Source organism: Paenibacillus herberti (assembly GCF_002233675.1).
Taxonomy (GTDB): domain Bacteria; phylum Bacillota; class Bacilli; order Paenibacillales; family Paenibacillaceae; genus Paenibacillus_O; species Paenibacillus_O herberti.
In genome coordinates, this window is record NZ_NMUQ01000001.1 from 832,261 (window position 1) to 848,258 (window position 15,998).

The 15,998-nt window shown below is 46.5% G+C and carries 14 protein-coding genes; 9 read left to right on the forward strand and 5 right to left on the reverse strand.

The window, feature by feature from the left end; genetic code table 11:
- Positions 1-5: 5 nt before the first annotated feature.
- The 3 genes from CGZ75_RS03875 (at position 6) to CGZ75_RS03885 (ending at position 3,928) form a co-directional block, all read left to right on the forward strand.
- Positions 6-1,514, forward strand: a complete 1,509-nt coding sequence (locus CGZ75_RS03875; RefSeq protein WP_089522957.1) for an ABC transporter permease — start codon at positions 6-8, stop codon at positions 1,512-1,514.
- A 117-nt stretch (positions 1,515-1,631) separates the two neighbouring features.
- Positions 1,632-3,458: an ABC transporter substrate-binding protein gene (locus tag CGZ75_RS03880; protein WP_089522958.1), complete on the forward strand. Its 1,827-nt coding sequence runs from the start codon at positions 1,632-1,634 to the stop codon at positions 3,456-3,458.
- Positions 3,459-3,472: 14 nt separating this feature from the next.
- On the forward strand, positions 3,473-3,928 hold the full coding sequence (locus CGZ75_RS03885; RefSeq protein WP_089522959.1) for a hypothetical protein: 456 nt from the start codon (positions 3,473-3,475) through the stop codon (positions 3,926-3,928).
- 113 nt (positions 3,929-4,041) lie between these two features.
- Here the strand turns inward: CGZ75_RS03885 and CGZ75_RS03890 are convergent, their stop codons facing one another.
- On the reverse strand, positions 4,042-5,061 hold the full coding sequence (locus CGZ75_RS03890) for a phosphotransferase enzyme family protein (protein WP_089522960.1): 1,020 nt from the start codon (positions 5,059-5,061) through the stop codon (positions 4,042-4,044).
- 225 nt (positions 5,062-5,286) lie between these two features.
- Between CGZ75_RS03890 and CGZ75_RS03895 the strand changes: the two genes are divergently transcribed.
- Both CGZ75_RS03895 and CGZ75_RS03900 read left to right on the forward strand, forming a co-directional pair.
- Positions 5,287-5,997, forward strand: a complete 711-nt coding sequence (locus CGZ75_RS03895) for a GNAT family N-acetyltransferase (protein WP_089522961.1) — start codon at positions 5,287-5,289, stop codon at positions 5,995-5,997.
- 280 nt (positions 5,998-6,277) lie between these two features.
- Positions 6,278-7,213: a TauD/TfdA dioxygenase family protein gene (locus CGZ75_RS03900; protein ID WP_089522962.1), complete on the forward strand. Its 936-nt coding sequence runs from the start codon at positions 6,278-6,280 to the stop codon at positions 7,211-7,213.
- Positions 7,214-7,385: 172 nt separating this feature from the next.
- Here the strand turns inward: CGZ75_RS03900 and CGZ75_RS03905 are convergent, their stop codons facing one another.
- Positions 7,386-8,084: an SOS response-associated peptidase gene (locus CGZ75_RS03905; RefSeq protein ID WP_089522963.1), complete on the reverse strand. Its 699-nt coding sequence runs from the start codon at positions 8,082-8,084 to the stop codon at positions 7,386-7,388.
- Between the two features lie 215 nt (positions 8,085-8,299).
- On the opposite strand from CGZ75_RS03905, the gene CGZ75_RS03910 reads away from it, so the two are divergent.
- Genes CGZ75_RS03910 through CGZ75_RS03920 form a run of 3 tightly spaced genes read left to right on the forward strand, consistent with a single transcriptional unit; the run spans position 8,300 to position 12,790 of the window.
- The gene (locus CGZ75_RS03910) at positions 8,300-9,355 is read left to right on the forward strand and encodes an autoinducer 2 ABC transporter substrate-binding protein (protein ID WP_245850690.1); all 1,056 of its coding nucleotides are present in this window, start codon (positions 8,300-8,302) and stop codon (positions 9,353-9,355) included.
- A complete protein-coding gene (locus CGZ75_RS03915; RefSeq protein WP_089522964.1) occupies positions 9,345-11,150 on the forward strand; it encodes a sensor histidine kinase in 1,806 nt (601 codons plus the stop codon). Before CGZ75_RS03910 ends, CGZ75_RS03915 begins: the two co-directional genes overlap by 11 nt.
- Before the next feature lie 2 nt (positions 11,151-11,152).
- Entirely contained in the window at positions 11,153-12,790 is a 1,638-nt protein-coding gene (locus tag CGZ75_RS03920) for a helix-turn-helix domain-containing protein (protein ID WP_089522965.1), read from the forward strand.
- A 290-nt stretch (positions 12,791-13,080) separates the two neighbouring features.
- Here CGZ75_RS03920 and CGZ75_RS03925 read toward each other — a convergent pair whose 3' ends face one another.
- A complete protein-coding gene (locus tag CGZ75_RS03925; protein WP_089522966.1) occupies positions 13,081-13,506 on the reverse strand; it encodes an NUDIX hydrolase in 426 nt (141 codons plus the stop codon).
- A gap of 187 nt (positions 13,507-13,693) precedes the next feature.
- Between CGZ75_RS03925 and CGZ75_RS03930 the strand changes: the two genes are divergently transcribed.
- A complete protein-coding gene (locus CGZ75_RS03930) occupies positions 13,694-14,263 on the forward strand; it encodes a Type 1 glutamine amidotransferase-like domain-containing protein (RefSeq protein WP_281255105.1) in 570 nt (189 codons plus the stop codon).
- Between the two features lie 98 nt (positions 14,264-14,361).
- Here the strand turns inward: CGZ75_RS03930 and CGZ75_RS03935 are convergent, their stop codons facing one another.
- Both CGZ75_RS03935 and CGZ75_RS03940 read right to left on the reverse strand, forming a co-directional pair.
- Positions 14,362-14,799 carry a hypothetical protein gene (locus tag CGZ75_RS03935; protein ID WP_089522967.1) on the reverse strand — a complete coding sequence of 146 codons (438 nt, stop codon included), beginning with the start codon at positions 14,797-14,799 and terminating at the stop codon, positions 14,362-14,364.
- Positions 14,800-15,320: 521 nt separating this feature from the next.
- Complete coding sequence (locus tag CGZ75_RS03940) at positions 15,321-15,767, reverse strand: SRPBCC family protein (RefSeq protein WP_089522968.1); 447 nt, start codon at positions 15,765-15,767, stop codon at positions 15,321-15,323.
- Between the last annotated feature and the right edge of the window lie 231 nt (positions 15,768-15,998).

Sequence of the window (15,998 nt, forward strand, 5' to 3'; positions counted from 1 at the left end):
TACTCTTGACGAATCCTACTATCAGCAAGCAAGAAGTCAGATTCAGACTGAAATCAAATCAAGAATACAGTCAAGCGAGCTTCGCTGGCATCGTATCCTTGGCGCTGGGTTTTGTTCTTCTGCTAAACAGTTATGTTCCCGGAGACGGGTCATTTAAGCCTGCAGTACTCATTGCAAGCATTGCCTATTTTGCCTTCGCGCTGCTTGAGCTGGCGGTATGGGCGCTCATTCGAAACGATCTTATCCGTTCTGGCGCCATTAGACGTTCTACAAGGATGCTTGGTTACGTATTGCTGTTAAGTATTCTAACCGCTAACGTGTTCGTGGCAACCATGGCGTTTCAGCTCATTAAGCAGAAAAAAAGTGCGGCGTACACACTAGCCGTTTATTCGCTGCTTACGACTTTGCTCGTATTCGCGGTGTCAGCCCTCAATCTATTTAAGCCTTATGTAGCTAACGGATTTCTAATCGGCATGTTTTTGCTGATCGTTGCCGCCATCCTGCAGCTCGCAGCATTGCTTCTAGTTGCCAAGCATGCAGATAAAGCAGTTATGCCACGCTGGATGGGACTCATTGCCGGCATACTTATTTTAACTTCGGTGTCCGGCAACTTGTTCGCTTTATTTCTTGGGTTATTGCTGATTGCCAAGCTGCGGGACAAGGGTTATTCATCCGGTTCCAAGCTGGGGGAAGTCGTGGAGCGGCTGTCGAGAAGCTCGACTTCCATGTTGGGACTGCTCTTCATCCTGTTCCTGCTCACGTTGTCCATAACCAGTTACCTGACTTTTGATTACGGACTTGCGATTGAGAACAACTACAGCTTAATTCTTCAATCTCCTGAGCTGGCCTATCCGCTAGGAACGGATAACTTCGGTAGAGATCTGTTCTCGCGTATAGTTTTCGGCGCGCGCATCTCATTGGCCGTTGGCCTATTGTCAACACTCATACCCCTCCTGATCGGGGGCGTACTGGGTGCAGTCTCCGGTTATTATGGACGGCATACAGACAACATTATTATGAGAATACTCGATATCCTCTATGCGATTCCGGGCATTCTGCTAGCCATTGCCATTATCGCGGCATTCGGCGCAAGTACGGTCAATTTAATTTTGGCACTCAGTGTAGGCGCGATCCCCACTTATGCACGGACAATGAGAGCCAATGTCATGCTCGTATCCACTTTGGAATATGTACAGGCTGCTAGAGCTTTCGGCTCTAGTGACCGGACTATTTTGTTCAAGCATATCGTACCGAACTCCATCGCGCCGATGATTGTAAAATCTACGCTGACGATTGGCACCGTTGTCATCTCGACCAGCAGCTTGAGCTATTTGGGTCTCGGCGTAGAGCCTCATATTCCGGAGTGGGGCAATATTTTAAAGCTCGGAAGCGCCTATCTCGAGACGCATGCCTTTACGGCTGTCTATCCGGGACTTGCGATTATCGCGCTTGTGCTTTCCTTCAACTTCCTTGGAGACGGTTTGCGCGACGCGCTTGATCCAAAGCTTGATTAATGATTTCATTCCTTTTTTAACCTCATTCATATTCCATCGACTTCTACGTTGTGAAACATGAACGGACGATAACTGAATGTGAGTTAACATACAAAGATAACCCAGGAGGGGACTACCATGAAGAACAAAGGCAAATTCGCCGCATTGGTGCTACTTATTTTTTCGATTATGCTTAGCGCCTGCCAATTAACAACTAAGAAAGACGTGAAGGAATCACCTGCACCAACGCAAGGAACTGTTGTTGACAGTAATCCTGTTGACATCGAACTGCTTGGCATGAGCTCGAACGAGGCTGACCTTAACATCGTTCGCGACCAGCTTACTAAAAACGGATTTAAAGTTAAATTGAACATACAGGCCGATTATGGCAGCTACAAATCACAGCAGGACGCGGGCAATTTTGATATTGCTTTGTCCAGCTGGACTACCGTTACAGGCAATCCCGACTACGCGGTACGCTCGCTCTTCAAAACTGGCGGAGACTATAGCATCCTTGCTGATCCAGAAATCGATAAATTGATTGATGCTGCCGGTGCTCAAACGCCAGAACAGTACACGGAAACCTACAAGCAATTCGAGCAGCAGCTCGTCTTCGACAAGGCTTATATCGCGCCGCTATACAACTCACTGAAAGCACAGGCTTTGAATCAGGACGTACTGAACAAGGACTCTGTCCGAATCTCGAAGTCACGTTCCCTTCCTTGGGAAGACGTTGATTTTAAAGACACTTCGAAGCGCGAAAAAGATGCGCTAGTCCTTCAGTCGACTATGCCGACGCTGACGTCGCTTGATCCGATCAAAGGCAACGACGGCTCCATTAATATTATCAATACCAATATGTACGCTCGGTTAGTGAATCTGACAGATGACGATAAAATCACATCGGAAGGTTCCCTATCTTTAAATCATGCCATTGCCGAAGGCAATTCTGATTATTACTTTATCCTAAGAGACGATATCAACTTTGCCCAAATCAAAAACAAACTCGCGGCAGATACTGGCGAACGTGTTGGCGCTGACGATGTGATCTTCTCGCTGAACCGCGCGAAGGACAAAAACTCGGTGCCTGACCACCGCACATTCACTCTTCACGAGCATATCAAGAATGTGGAGCTGGTAACGGATGCCGCAGCACTGGAAGCTGTTAAGCTCTCCGGTGGCAGCGACACTGTGAAATCCGCACTTGAGCAAGGCCTTGGAACAAAAATTTCCGAGCTCGTATCCGATAAGAAACAAGCGAACAACAAAGAGGGCAAATACCAAGTCGTTAAGCTTACAACGACTGAGCCATTCCCTCAAGTGCTGAACTATTTGGCTCACCAGTCGGCAGGCATCGTGTCCAAGAAACAAGTAGAGAGCATCAATACGTACGACGTAGCTAAATTCGATGTGAACAAAGATATTCCTTATGGCGACCAAAATACGGTAACGGAAGGCAATGCGTATAACAATACACTATATACAAGCGGTCCTTACATCCTGTCCTCCAAAAACGATTACGAGGCGACTTTCTATAAAAACCCTGCTTATATGACAGGCACGGAAAATGAGCCGAATATTGCTAATATTAAGATCCGCTTCATTAAGGACGCAGACAGCAGCTTGTCCGCGCTTCGCAGTGGTGAGATTCATCTCTACTACGGCGTATCGGAGACGAAATTCGACGTCGTGAAGGGCGACAGCAAGCTGGCGCTTCAAATGGTACAGAGCAACGCTGTTTCTTACTTGCTCTTCAATACGAAAAACCGCCCAGTCGCGGAAAGCGCAGACCTGCGGAAAGCTGTTCTTTACTCCATTAACCAGGATGAAATCTTGGCTTTCTACAAAGGCAACAAGTTCAAAGCCTTCTCTACACTTAGCCCGATTGTCAATACAGGCTTAGAGCTGAAAGCCGATCCGGCAAAAGCGAAAGAATTCCTAAACGCCTACAAAGCGAGCAAGTAATGGAGAAATCACGAATGGCTGACAAATTGAAGCCCAAAACGAAACTATCACAATGGGATGCTCTAATGTTGGAATCCCTGAAGGTATACGGTTGGCCAGGTAGTGAGCTCATTAGTAGAGTTCAGGCTGGTAATCTGCCTACGGATGAAAGCAAGTTCCAATTTCAGTATGCCGCTTTAACCGAATTGGCGAATGGGGACGCAGAGACCTTCTCGCAAGCCGTAATGAACGGCTACCAAATCAAGTACAACACGATTCGCGGTATTCACAGCTGGATACTCGTTGCGCTCAAGCAAGAAGCGGAGCTTATTTTGGAGCCGGAGAAGGAAGTAGTCATCGTCCATTTGTCAGAAGCTGACGCGCAGCGTCTAGCGTCCGTCCTGTCATTCGGATGGGGCTTATCCCCCCATGAGGGAGCGCAAGACGGGGACGGAAGAGCCCCGTATAGAGTCGCGCCTATTAGAGCATAAGATAAGGGGAAAATATTCATCTGCTAGTCATAAAATACACTCACGCACTTTTGCGAGAGTGTATTTTTGTGTAACGGCAAGTGAATATAGCTTATGCGAGCCCGTCGCAGTCATCACTCCATGATATAGGGCGGCACATGCTCAAATAAAAAGGGTTGTCCATCCAAATATCGTTTTATCATCGCCAGAGCATAAGGCTGCTGTTCACGCATCGATTCAGTTTCTGCTGGATTTGGACCGTGATGGGCGTAATTCTCGATCATGGAGATAAGAAAGAAGCGTTCCAATTGAGTTATCCAATTACTTGGGAAAGGGCGAAGTGAGGCGTAACCCCGGCACAATGCCTGCCTCTGGTCAGGTGGTAGTCCCAGTAGCGGTTGAACTAGATCGTACATGTAAAATCCGAAGCCGCAGCGGCCAAAGTCAATCGGTCGAGGCTGGCCTTCATGAAAAAGTATATTTCCTTGGTGAAGATCGGCGTGAATGATGCCGTGGCTGTTTTGTTCTATTGGAAGCTTCTTCAGCCATTCCAGCAAAGGGATTGTGACATCGCAGTAGAGCTCCAGTCCCTGATCATCTACGAAGGCTGAAGCATACTGGAAAAAGCGTTCTGAGGCGGTCTGAAAGGAATCAAAGCCCCATACTGATTGGTCAAAAGGGTGACAAGGCTGATACGCCTCCGATGCCTCGTGGAGTCTGGCGATCAACTCACCTTCCCGAAAGGCCTCCTCCAGCGAGATGGCTTCTTCGGAATGGCTGCCTTCCACCCACTGCATCAAAGTGGCGCTGCATGGCGGACTTCCATATGATTCCAGAATGATCGCAAGCTCGCCATTCTGAAAAGGGATGCCGTGTGGAATGGGGAAATCAACCTTGCTGTGGAGATCTTCCAGCCACGCCAGCTCTGACTTCAATTCGGACAAGCTGGTATCGGGATGCAGGCGTAGCAGCTTAATCCCATCCCCATGTTCGATTTTGAAGGTGCAGGCATCAGAAAGCTGGAGGAAGCGGATAGAACTCCAGTCCAAGCTGGCTTGCTGCAGCGCACTCAGCGCGGCTTGCTTAAATTGGATCAGCCTTTTGCTGCTATTCAGCAGGGGGACGGGCGAAGCGTCGTTTTTAAATGTGGACAAGCTGTCTCAGCCTCCTGATGGTCATTTGCGGTCAAACGGTCCATTCTATTTTATACGCAGCGGGCTGTCTCCGTCCGGGATTAAATAGCTAAAGGATTTCTTGCCCGAGTCTTTCCGCCCGGATATGCGTTACAGTAGAAGGATGGATGAGCCTAAACACAGGGAGGAACGCGGAATCGGCATGAAGGAGCAGAAACCGGAGAAGGAACCGCAGCAGGATTGGGAATGGTGCGAACCTCTGAATGGCATTTGGCCGTGCAACGAGAGCTGATGCGGAGGGGGATCGGCAAAGCTCTCGTTGAAAGGGGGCTGCGGCAGTCGGGGGCAGCTCTACTAATCGCTGAAACCGATGGAGAAAACGCCGGTTTCTACAGACGCATAGGCTGTGTGGTGCAAAGTCTGGGCGAGAAATATCCAGGCGTGGAGCGATTTCTCTGTGAGCTGCGCCCCTATTTCAGCCGTGCTGCTGTTGAGGGGGACTTTGAGGTTATTGCCCGTTGGCCGCAAAGTCGGCAGGAAGCGTTTTTCCTTTTTCCAAGCGGCTCTTGGCCTCTGGACGGTAATCAACTTCTCGAAAAGGCACGGAGCCGACATTTTCCTACGCTGCTATTGGATGCAACAGGCGAACCAGCTGCTTATGCAAATTGTTATGAGAATGAGGGGCAGTTGTGGCTGGGCAACGTCGTAGTGAATCCGGTTTTTCGCGGAAAAGGGGCGGCACAGGCGCTTATGCTGGAGTTGTGCAGACTGGCAAGAGAGCGGAACGGCGCACAGGAGCTGCATCTGATTTGCCACAACCTCAATACGCGTGCGCTGCTACTTTATAGCGGGCTGGGCTGGGAGCCATATGGTGTTAAGCGGATGCAGGGGCCAGAGGGCTTGCCGTTAGCGGGAATTCGAATGAGAAGAAGGCTGAGAGCTGGGATGGGACTGTAGGTTCTTGAAAAAGTGGATTCTACAGTTGGATAACACTGTCGACAGGCGGAAGGTTGGAAGTGGACTGAAAGTACTGCCAGACAATTTTGCTCCTGGACTTAATTAAGATTGACAAATAAATCGTCTTATTCTATGATGAATTCAATAAAACCGATTATATACCCCGGAATACACGGGATATGGCCGGCCGGTCTAACCGGAGGTCCATTGCAGCGTACAGGAGCTGCGATGGGCCTTTTTGGCTTTACATTCCATGCAAGGGCCAAGGAGGATGAAAAGGATGAGCGAACAGAAGGCTAACAATGAAAGCGGATGGGAAATTCTCCCCATTACCCCGAACACCGGAGCAGAGGTACGCGGCGCTAAGCTGACTGGTGAGCTGAGCGAAGAGGAATTAGCAGGGTTGAGGGATGCTTTGGCGAAGCATAAAGTACTGTTTTTTCGCGGACAGGGTCATTTGGACGATGAAGGGCAGGAGGCGCTTGCCGCGCTGCTTGGGCAGCCGTTCGCGCATCCGACCGTTCCGGTAAAAGACGGCTCCGGCTACATTCTGGAACTTGACTCGCATCACGGAGGACGTGCGGACCAGTGGCATACGGATGTTACTTTCGTGGATGCTTATCCGTCGGCATCGATCCTGCGCTCGGTTGTTGTGCCGGAGGCGGGCGGCGATACGATCTGGGCCAACACAGTTGCCGCCTATGAAAGCCTGTCTCAAGAGCTGAAGGGGCTGGCGGAGCGCCTTTGGGCGCTGCATAGCAATGATTTCGACTATGCGGTTGCCGCAGAACGCAAGGGAGTGCCGCTGGAGGAAGAGCGGAATTACAGGCAGGTATTTGCTTCAACGGTATACGAGACGGAACATCCGCTCGTCCGGGTGCTGCCGGATACGGGAGAAAAGGCGCTGCTGCTCGGAAGTTTTGCCAAACGCATTCTGAATGCGTCTAGCAGCGCCTCGGGACATCTGCTGCAGCTGTTCCAAGAGCACATCGTTCGCCTGAACCATACGGTTCGTTGGCGCTGGGCGGAAGGCGACGTCGTTATTTGGGACAATCGGGCAACGCAGCATGTGGCGGTAAACGACTACGGCGGCCAGCATCGCGTTGTGCGGCGGGTTACACTGGCCGGCGATGTGCCGGTGAGTGTACAAGGTGAGCGGAGCCGGACGCGAAATGCGGGGGCGCCGAAGGGGCAGCTGGACCCGGCAAGCGCGTAAAGCGCCTCTGCCGCAGACGGATTCTGCCAGTGTTTAAACCGGCTGGAGCCTAAAATGAAAAGCTTCCGAAACCGTGGACAGACGGATTCGGAAGCTTTTTTTACGTATGGATAGCGTATAGGGAAGGAATGGAACCATCCATCGGCAGCATGGAAGAGCGCCGGGGCGTATGTTAGTCCATATCCATAAGCAGATCCGAGTGAACTAGAGGTTCGATGCATGATGGAGAATCATGACGCACATTGCCGACCTCGCGGCCGACTGGATAGGCCCGCATTTCTGCGGGTGGGTACGGAACTAACAGATGCTGGAGCTGAGCTACGTCTTGAATGCGGTGATCGAGCCAGAGCGGCTCGTCCTCCGGGCGGAGAATGACGGGCATTCGATCATGGATACCCGTCATTAGTTCATTTGGCTCGGTTGTCAGCACGGTGCATGTAGATAGCTTTTCTCCGGCTGGCGACAGCCATGTTTCGTAAAGCCCAGCCATGGCAAAAGGCTCGCCGCTTTTAAGAGTGATACGCATCGGCTGTTTGTCTGAGCCGGATTTTTGCCATTCGTAGAAGCCATCTGCTGGAATGAGGCATCTTTTACGCCGGAGCGGCTCGCGGAATGCTGGTTTTGCAGCGGCTGTCTCGGCGCGGGCATTCAGCATGCGAAAGCCGATTTTGGGATCTTCAGCCCATGGCGGTACAAGCCCCCATTTCAGCTCGCCGAGACGGTTACGTTTCCCATCCGAGATGACGGCAAGTACCATTTGACTTGGAGCAATATTATATTGGGGGCTGTGAAACGGTATGGTAGTGTCGCCGATTAGAAATCGGCTCATCAGTTCTTCCAGCGTAATGACTAGGGTATAACGTCCGCACATGGCCAATCGCTCCTTTTGCAGGTAGGATGGAATGGTTCTATTATAGCGGATGTATTGAAATGATGGGAGGATAGCTAGCCACAATGTGGAATAGTAAATAACTAAAAGGAAAAGGTGAATAAAAAAGGGAATGTCAGATCCATTTTAGTAAACGCTTTCAGAACGTGTATTATCCAATCTCGATTTTTGTTGGCGTTAGATAAGGGGGTCATAGAATGAAACGGTCATTAGAAAAGAATCGTGGCATGTTCACCGTAATGCTTTTAATGGTTTTTACCGCAACCGCCTGTAGCAGTGGGTCCAACAATTCCTATACCGTTATCCACACTATTGATGCGAATTCTGGCTCCGAGAAGCAAGCCACTCATCAAAAGTTTACAATCGGAATCGTTCCGAAGGTGATGGGGATCTCTTACTTTAACGTCGCAGAAGAGGGGGCAATGGAAGCGGCTGATGATTTGAACGTTAACGTGATTTATGAGGGTCCTCCAATCGCAGACGCAGCAAAACAGATAAAAGTGATTCGGCGTCTGATTAACATCCCTGTTGATGCTATTGCGATATCCGCCAACGATCCGGAGAAATTGCTGCCGATCATGTTGGAAGCGAAGAGCAAAGGAATCAAGGTGATCACCTGGGATGCCGATACGCTGCCGGAAGGCAGGGAGCTTTTTGTCAATATGGTGGAAACCGAGTCTCTTGGGCGTCATTTGCTAGATACACTTGCATGGAACACGGAAGAGAAGGGTGAATACGCAATTATGACGGGCGCATTGTCCGCTTCAAATCAAAATGAATGGATAAAATGGATTAGGCAGCAGCAGCGCGAGTATTATCCAAAAATGAAGCTGGTGGATATCGTTGCTACCGACGATGACCCGCAAAAAGCATATGAAACAGCCAAGCAGCTGCTGGTGGAGCACCCAAAGCTGTCAGGCATCATAGGCAATTCTTCCGTTAGTCCTCCAGCTGCGGCGCAAGCAGTAAGAGAAGCAAGGAAGACAAGTCAGGTCAAAGTTGTTGGTCTCTCAACTCCGAATCTGATGCGTGATTATTTAAAGGACGGATCGGCTCAGATGGCGACACTTTGGAGCCCTAAGAAATTAGGCTATCTAACGATTGTGCTTGCCAAAAATCTGCTTGAAGGCAAGCCGCCCTATGATGGGGATGACATTTATAATGTCGGGCACATCAGAGTAAATGGGGATACGGTCATTATGGGGGAGCCACTCGATTTTACGGCGGAAAATGTGGATCAGTATGATTTTTAAACCGTCCACGCTATTTCGTTTCAAAAACTACCGACTGAGCTCCAAGTTGATCCTTGTTTATGTCCTGCTTAGCGTTATTCCAATGTCGCTGCTCGGTTTATTCTCTTACTGGCAATACGAAAAGTCGATCGAAGAGCAGATAGGCGAATATATGCCGCGCTTTTTAATGCAAGCTAACGCCAATATTACCAAACATATGGAGGACTTTGCTGAGCTGGATACGTTGATGTTCAACTCGGACAACATGTTGGCGATATTGAGGCGCGACTCTTATCAAAGCAGATCGAAGTTGAATCAAGATCAATATGACGTCAATAATTATTTGGCGCGAACCTATTTGAACACGGGAAATCCGGATATTTTGGGTGTGTTTTTGTTCTCTAAAAACCGATTTTTTTACAGTGCGAGATCCAAATTTGCCGGGTTGGGTGCGGATGATGCCTTGATTCCTTACGGGCAGGATCTTAATTTGACAGGCAAGGCCAAAATCATTCTTCCAAGTCAGATTAACCTCGTGTTTGAAAATAACGAGCCCTATGTGCTGATTATGAAACAGATGAATGATGTGGATAATCGCAAAAGCCTGGCCACGATGCTGATTGCGGTGAAGCTATCCTTTATCAATAATGTCCTGCGCGATTTCGAACAGAATAATACGGCGGATCTTTGGCTGATGAACCGCGAGGGTGAAATCATTTTTCATACGGATGAAGAGAAGATTGGAGATTTTGATACTGAAATTAATCGTTATCCCATTCTGAACGGCAGTTTTCGAAAGGGATCTGGAAATAAAGCGGTTATTGTCAGCTTAAGCGAATCCCTCGATTTTAATTGGGTGCTGGCTCACAGCATTCCACTCAAAAATTTAACCGAGCGTACGGATTTGGTTAGAAACGTAACCATTTTTGTATTTATTTGCTTTGTTTTAATGACCTCAGTTCTTTTTATTTTTTTCGCTATGAAAGTAACACGGCCGATCAAAAAGCTCTCCCGTTTGATGAAAGAGGTGGAGATGGGCAGATTTCAGGTGGATCTTCAGATTAACAGCAGCGATGAGGTCGGCACGCTTGCACGAAGCTTTAATTCGATGGTTGCGACGATTCACGAGCTGATCGAAACGAACTTTGATATTAAAATCCGGCAGAAGGAAGCCGAATTGTACGCCCTGCAATCCCAGATTAATCCTCATTTCATGTACAACACGCTGGAGACGATCAATATGGCCGTTGAGGAAGGCAGATCGGAAATGGTTGTCGAAATGGTTACTTTGCTTGGCAGAATGCTGCGTTTCTCAGTGAGCAACAAGAACAAATATGTACCGATCGCTGATGAGGTGCAGCATATTAGCAATTTTTTGACCATTCAAAAATATCGTTTTACAGATCGACTGTTGTTTGAAATCGATAAAAAAACGGATATAGACTCGTATTTTACACCCAAATTTATTTTGCAGCCGGTTATTGAGAATGCCATCAAATACGGTCTGGAAACGCGCAAAGTGCTTGATATTAAGTTAAGCATCAGCCGGGAATTTGGCGCGCATTCAGGAGAAGAGGACATCGTGTTTCGGATTCGGGATAATGGGCCGGGTATTGAACAGGAGCGGCTGGAGGAGATTGAGAGAATGCTTAGATCGGAAACATTGGTCGGCAAAGATTCGGGGTTTGGTCTAGGTAATGTTAATGCACGAATAGTGATTATGTTGGGCGAGGAATACGGTTTGCAGCTACATAGCATTCATGGCAAAGGAACAGAGGTAATGATCCGTATTCCTGTGATCAACAAGGAGGAATGAGCTTGCAAACGATTCGAACCTTAATTGTGGATGATGAAGAAATGATTCGGAATGGCATTGCCAGACTCGTTCATTCTTGCGGGGAGGAATGGGAGATCGTTGCGACGCTGTCTGATGGGCAAGAAGCGATGGACTACTTGATTCAGTCACTTGGAGCCGTTGATTTGCTGATTACGGATGTCAAAATGCCTGTGATGGACGGATTGACCTTAATTAGTGAGGGGAGGCGGCATTATTCGTTTTTCCCACTCGTAATCAGCGGTTATGATGAGTTTCAATATATTCAGTCCGCACTTCGTGAAGGGGCGGTTGATTATTTTTTGAAGCCTATCGACCGGGAGCAGTTCAGAGATCGAATGGCGGAAATTAAAGTGAAAATCCAAAGCGGGCGAGTTCAACATATGAAGTGGACCGAGTTGGAGCGCAAATCAGAAAGGCTGAAAACGACAGAGCAAATTCAACTGTTAAGTTATGTCACTTCGGCCGGACTCGATAGTTCCCGTTTGGGCTATTGGGTAGATGGGTTTCCGAAAGGCTGTTATGCCCTTCTTTATATTAGCCTCGACGCTTTGCCAGTCAAAACAAGAAGTTACACGACCAAAGATTGGGAAGCTTACGCTTATGTTTTAGAAAATATAATTAAAGAAGTTGTTGAAAAACGGGGATCCGATACAGAACACATCGGATGGTGCTGGAGAGGGGACGAGTTGAATTTTTGGGTACTGCTGTGCGCCCTCGAAAATGGCAGGGAGAACTTGGAGGGGACGGTGAACGAGTTTTCCGATCATATTAGGTCGGCTGTTCGGTCTTATACGCCGTTTACAGTGTCCGTATCTTACGGAGGCCAGATCGAGGATCTGTACATGCTGCCTGAAGCGAAGGATGGGGCGTTATCATTGATGTACAACCGTCTGCTGTATGGCGGCAACCAGTTGTTTAACCGTGAAGGAATTCAGCGGCAGGCTGACACCTCCTTGGATCCAATCGATCCAGGGCTTATGGCAATTGTGCAACGAATGAAGCAATCGATAGAGCAGTTGAACGAAACGACGGCTGTTCAGCTTACGAAGGAGTTTTTCGGGAGGCTGGAGCAAATGAATTCGCCGATTGCCATTCAACGAGCGTTAATGAATGCCTTTATTCTCATTCACTCGGTCGGTGTTGAGATGAAGGTAAACACGGTTGGAATCGATACGTTGGAAAACCGTATTTTAACGATTAAACGAGCTATTAATCTCAATGAGCTGAGATCAGAGCTGGATAAACAGATCGCTCAGCTTATTCATCAAATCAGGCAAATTCGTCAAAGCGGAAGCATGAAGCCGATTGAGCAAGCCAAAACATGGATCATCGCTAACTTTCAACATGATTTGACTATCAAACTTATCGCGGAGCAGGTTCATATGAATCCTTCTTATTTTTGCCGGCATTTTAAAACGCAAACAGGCGAAACGATTCTGGATTACATCACAGGTCTTCGTATGGCCAAAGCCAAAGAGCTGCTTATGAATCCGCAATTAAAGCTCTACGACATTAGTGCTCAGGTCGGTTATCAGGACGTGAAATATTTCAGTAAATTATTCAAGCAATGGGTCGGTGATACGCCATCCAAGTATCGGGAATTTAAGCTTTCGAAGTAAGTACATATAGATGCAAACACGATGAATAAGTGCCCGCTGCGCCAAAGGTCGGCCCTCCGATCGCTGTTGACCTCAGATTTCTTTGAATTAACCGCTATAGCGGTTAATTCAAAGAAATCTGAGGTCAAAGGCGAACGCTTTCGCTTCTCCGGGCTCGACCTTTGGCTCCGCTCTTTTTTCATTTTTCATAAAGGATCCAAAAAGAAAACCGCCCTATTGAAAAGGCGGTTAACATTGAGCTATCGCTACTCGTTAGGTTAACGCGGTTTAACGGAAAAACTTACTGAGCTTTAGCAATCCTTAAGCGGGATGGAAAACTCAACATAAAAAGGATGATGTTCTTCATTCAAGCAAAGCTCAATTCTTTCCTTGAAGTTCCCCCAGCTTACCATCTCTAATGCTGTATCGATTGGAAAATACCCTACTTCTAAAGACTCTGGGGTAGTGGTTAATTCTCCTCCGACTGGTTTGCCTAAAAATAGAGTGTTACAGATACTACTACCTACATTTTGAAAAACACCACAAAATTTTGTCACTTCTATTTCAATACCGCTCTCTTCCTTTGTTTCCCTTATCGCTGCATCCTTCAATGATTCACCTTCTTCGACTTGTCCTCCTGGCATTTCCCATCCTCGTTTAGGTCCTTTTATCAATAAGATTTCGTTACGCTCATTAACTACTATTGTTGCCGCAGAAACGATATGTTTTGGAGCCACTTCATCGTCCTCCCGTCTTAAGTGATAAGCTGTTTAGATTGGACTACAGCAAACTTCGATGTGCAGGATTTTTTTGCTAATTTAGCGGAAGAATCAATTCAAAGTTGTTAGAATAAGTATAATAAGTAGCGGAGGGTTGTCTATGACTAAATTATTACTAACTTCTAATAGTTTCTAAACAGAGAATATTAAGAACCAGTTTTTAAAGCTAATTGACAGAGAAAGCAGTCAGTTGAATGTTACTATTATTACGACAGCCTCTCCAAAAAAAGAGGGCAATAAGTTTGTACAAAAGGCAAAAAAAGATTTTAATGAAATGGGATTCCAAAACGTTGATTTCACGGATTTAGAGTTCGAAAACCCAGGACGGCTTACACAGAAAAATATAATATACATCAGTGGCGGGAACCCGTTTAATTTGTTATATCATACGAAGAAAAGTGGTGCAGATGAAATTCTAAAGAATTTAGCATCACAGAATGTAATCATTGTTGGAGTAAGTGCAGGTGCAATCTTACTTGGACCGCATATTAAAGTTGTTCGGTTTTTTACTCCGCAAATGAATACTCTCGGTATAGAAGATTTGTCTGCATTAAATTTAACAGACAAACTTATTTTTCCTCATTACGATAGAGAAGATTTATTTAAAGATGATAAAAGTAAGACAATAGAAGATAGAATAAAAGAGTTCGAATACCTTGAAAAATGTGAAATTACGAGATTGAATGATGACCACTCGGTTTCAGTAATAAAATAAGCCTCCTTTTCCGAAGGCGGTTTTCATTTGGACAAAATTAACAGTAAGTTTTAACATCGTCGAAGCAAAAAAACCACCCTACTGAAAGGGTGATTAGCTCAATCTCTAAAAAATGTTTCATCATTAATTTGCATTAGTTTATCCGTCGCCTCTTTACTTGCAGGATTAGTTACCAGCATCATAAATATATCTCTTAATTCATCTGCTCGAGATAAAACTTTTTCTTTAGATCTATCATTATTTAAAGCAACATATAGGTTATACAAACTAATATCCAAGTTATCATTCTGATCCTCATAAGAAGTTATTTCAGAAATAGAGGCCACAGTAGAAACACGTGATAATATAGATCGATAAGCATAATCATTCATTTTTACGTTAAAACTGTCACGAGTAAAGCTAAGTTCAGCCTTAAATTTTGCATCAATTGAGTTTTGTAAGTTTTGTGCCTTCGTATTTGCTTCAACATACTTGTAACTCAAAATTATTAAGCCGATAATAAGAATGGAGATAAAGAAAAAAGCCCATTTTTTCAACCTGCAATACCCCTTTATATCTTCATAGTATTAATAACTCAATTCATGTAGCCCTAATAAAAACGTCCCAATACCAATTCCACAGTGAATACATCTCGCCAGCCACCATGGCAGAATTTTTTAAAACATATCCAATTGCCAATAAAGAAATTAGCCAACAAGTTATTGCAAAGAACCAGTCCAATTCATTTTTCTTGAAGACAAAGAGCAGTTCAACAACGAACTGCTCTTTTTTTGAAAATTATTTAGATTTTGTACGGCTTATCCTTATTCATTTTCTACTTTAGCATCTGGGTCCTCACTCTAATACAGGTAAATTAGTCCATTAAACTTCCAGTTAGCTTACTGGCCGATTCCAGTCTAATACTTAATGTTCTTCTAACAGCTGGAGCCCAGAAGAGCGGCTATTAGCGAGGACTTGGGTTCGATTCCAACTATGTCCCCAAATGCAAAAAAACATGCTGGATGTGGCGTGCTTTTTTGCATTTGATAGTGAGTTGAATGAGTTCAAACAAATATCACTATAGGGAACTTTGATCGCGTAGATGAGTCGCCAGATTGTCGAGTGTTCCGGACCAGCCGTCGTACACGTACTTATCGCCGGGGTGACCGGCGAATCCGCGCAGGTGGAAGTTCATTTCGGTGCGGTCGGCTTGTGCGGTGAGGGTTAGGGTCACGACAGGGGAGTTCTCGATGGGATCATCGGGGTAACCCCAGGTGAAGACGAGCCGCTCGAGGGGTACGACTTCGAGGAACACACCTCCGGTGAGAAACTCCTGGCCGGTCTCGTTATTGATCATTGTGTAACGGTAGCGTCCGCCTTCGTGGACGTCGAAGAATATGGACTCCAGGGGTGTTGAAGGCAACCAGCCGGCGAGTTCTTTTTCCTCCGTCCAGGCGCGCCACACGAGTTCGGGGCGTCCATTCAGGGTGCGGGTGATGGTGAACTCCGGTGCGGATGAGTGCATGTTCATTGTTCCTCCTTTGTAGTCATGGTCTTGAAGTGTTCTTCCAGTGCGTCGAAGTGCTGGTTCTAATCTAATATCCATTATTCCCCCTATAAAATGAAAATCCTTCCTATCAGTCTCCGTGTGCATTGATGATTTTAAGGCTGTATATATTTATGTTTGTCGACAAGATTTACAGCGATATCGTTAAGAGCTGCTGAATAAAGCGAATAAACACCCCCCATATGTAAC

Coding starts and splice junctions, on each gene's coding strand:
- CGZ75_RS03905 (WP_089522963.1), bottom strand. CDS start 8,084: ATGTGCGGACGTTATACCCTAGTCATTACGCTGGAAGAACTGATGAGC.
- CGZ75_RS03900 (WP_089522962.1), top strand. CDS start 6,278: ATGAGCGAACAGAAGGCTAACAATGAAAGCGGATGGGAAATTCTCCCC.
- CGZ75_RS03880 (WP_089522958.1), top strand. CDS start 1,632: ATGAAGAACAAAGGCAAATTCGCCGCATTGGTGCTACTTATTTTTTCG.
- CGZ75_RS03895 (WP_089522961.1), top strand. CDS start 5,287: ATGGTGCGAACCTCTGAATGGCATTTGGCCGTGCAACGAGAGCTGATG.
- CGZ75_RS03885 (WP_089522959.1), top strand. CDS start 3,473: ATGGCTGACAAATTGAAGCCCAAAACGAAACTATCACAATGGGATGCT.
- CGZ75_RS03915 (WP_089522964.1), top strand. CDS start 9,345: ATGATTTTTAAACCGTCCACGCTATTTCGTTTCAAAAACTACCGACTG.
- CGZ75_RS03910 (WP_245850690.1), top strand. CDS start 8,300: ATGAAACGGTCATTAGAAAAGAATCGTGGCATGTTCACCGTAATGCTT.
- CGZ75_RS03940 (WP_089522968.1), bottom strand. CDS start 15,767: ATGCACTCATCCGCACCGGAGTTCACCATCACCCGCACCCTGAATGGA.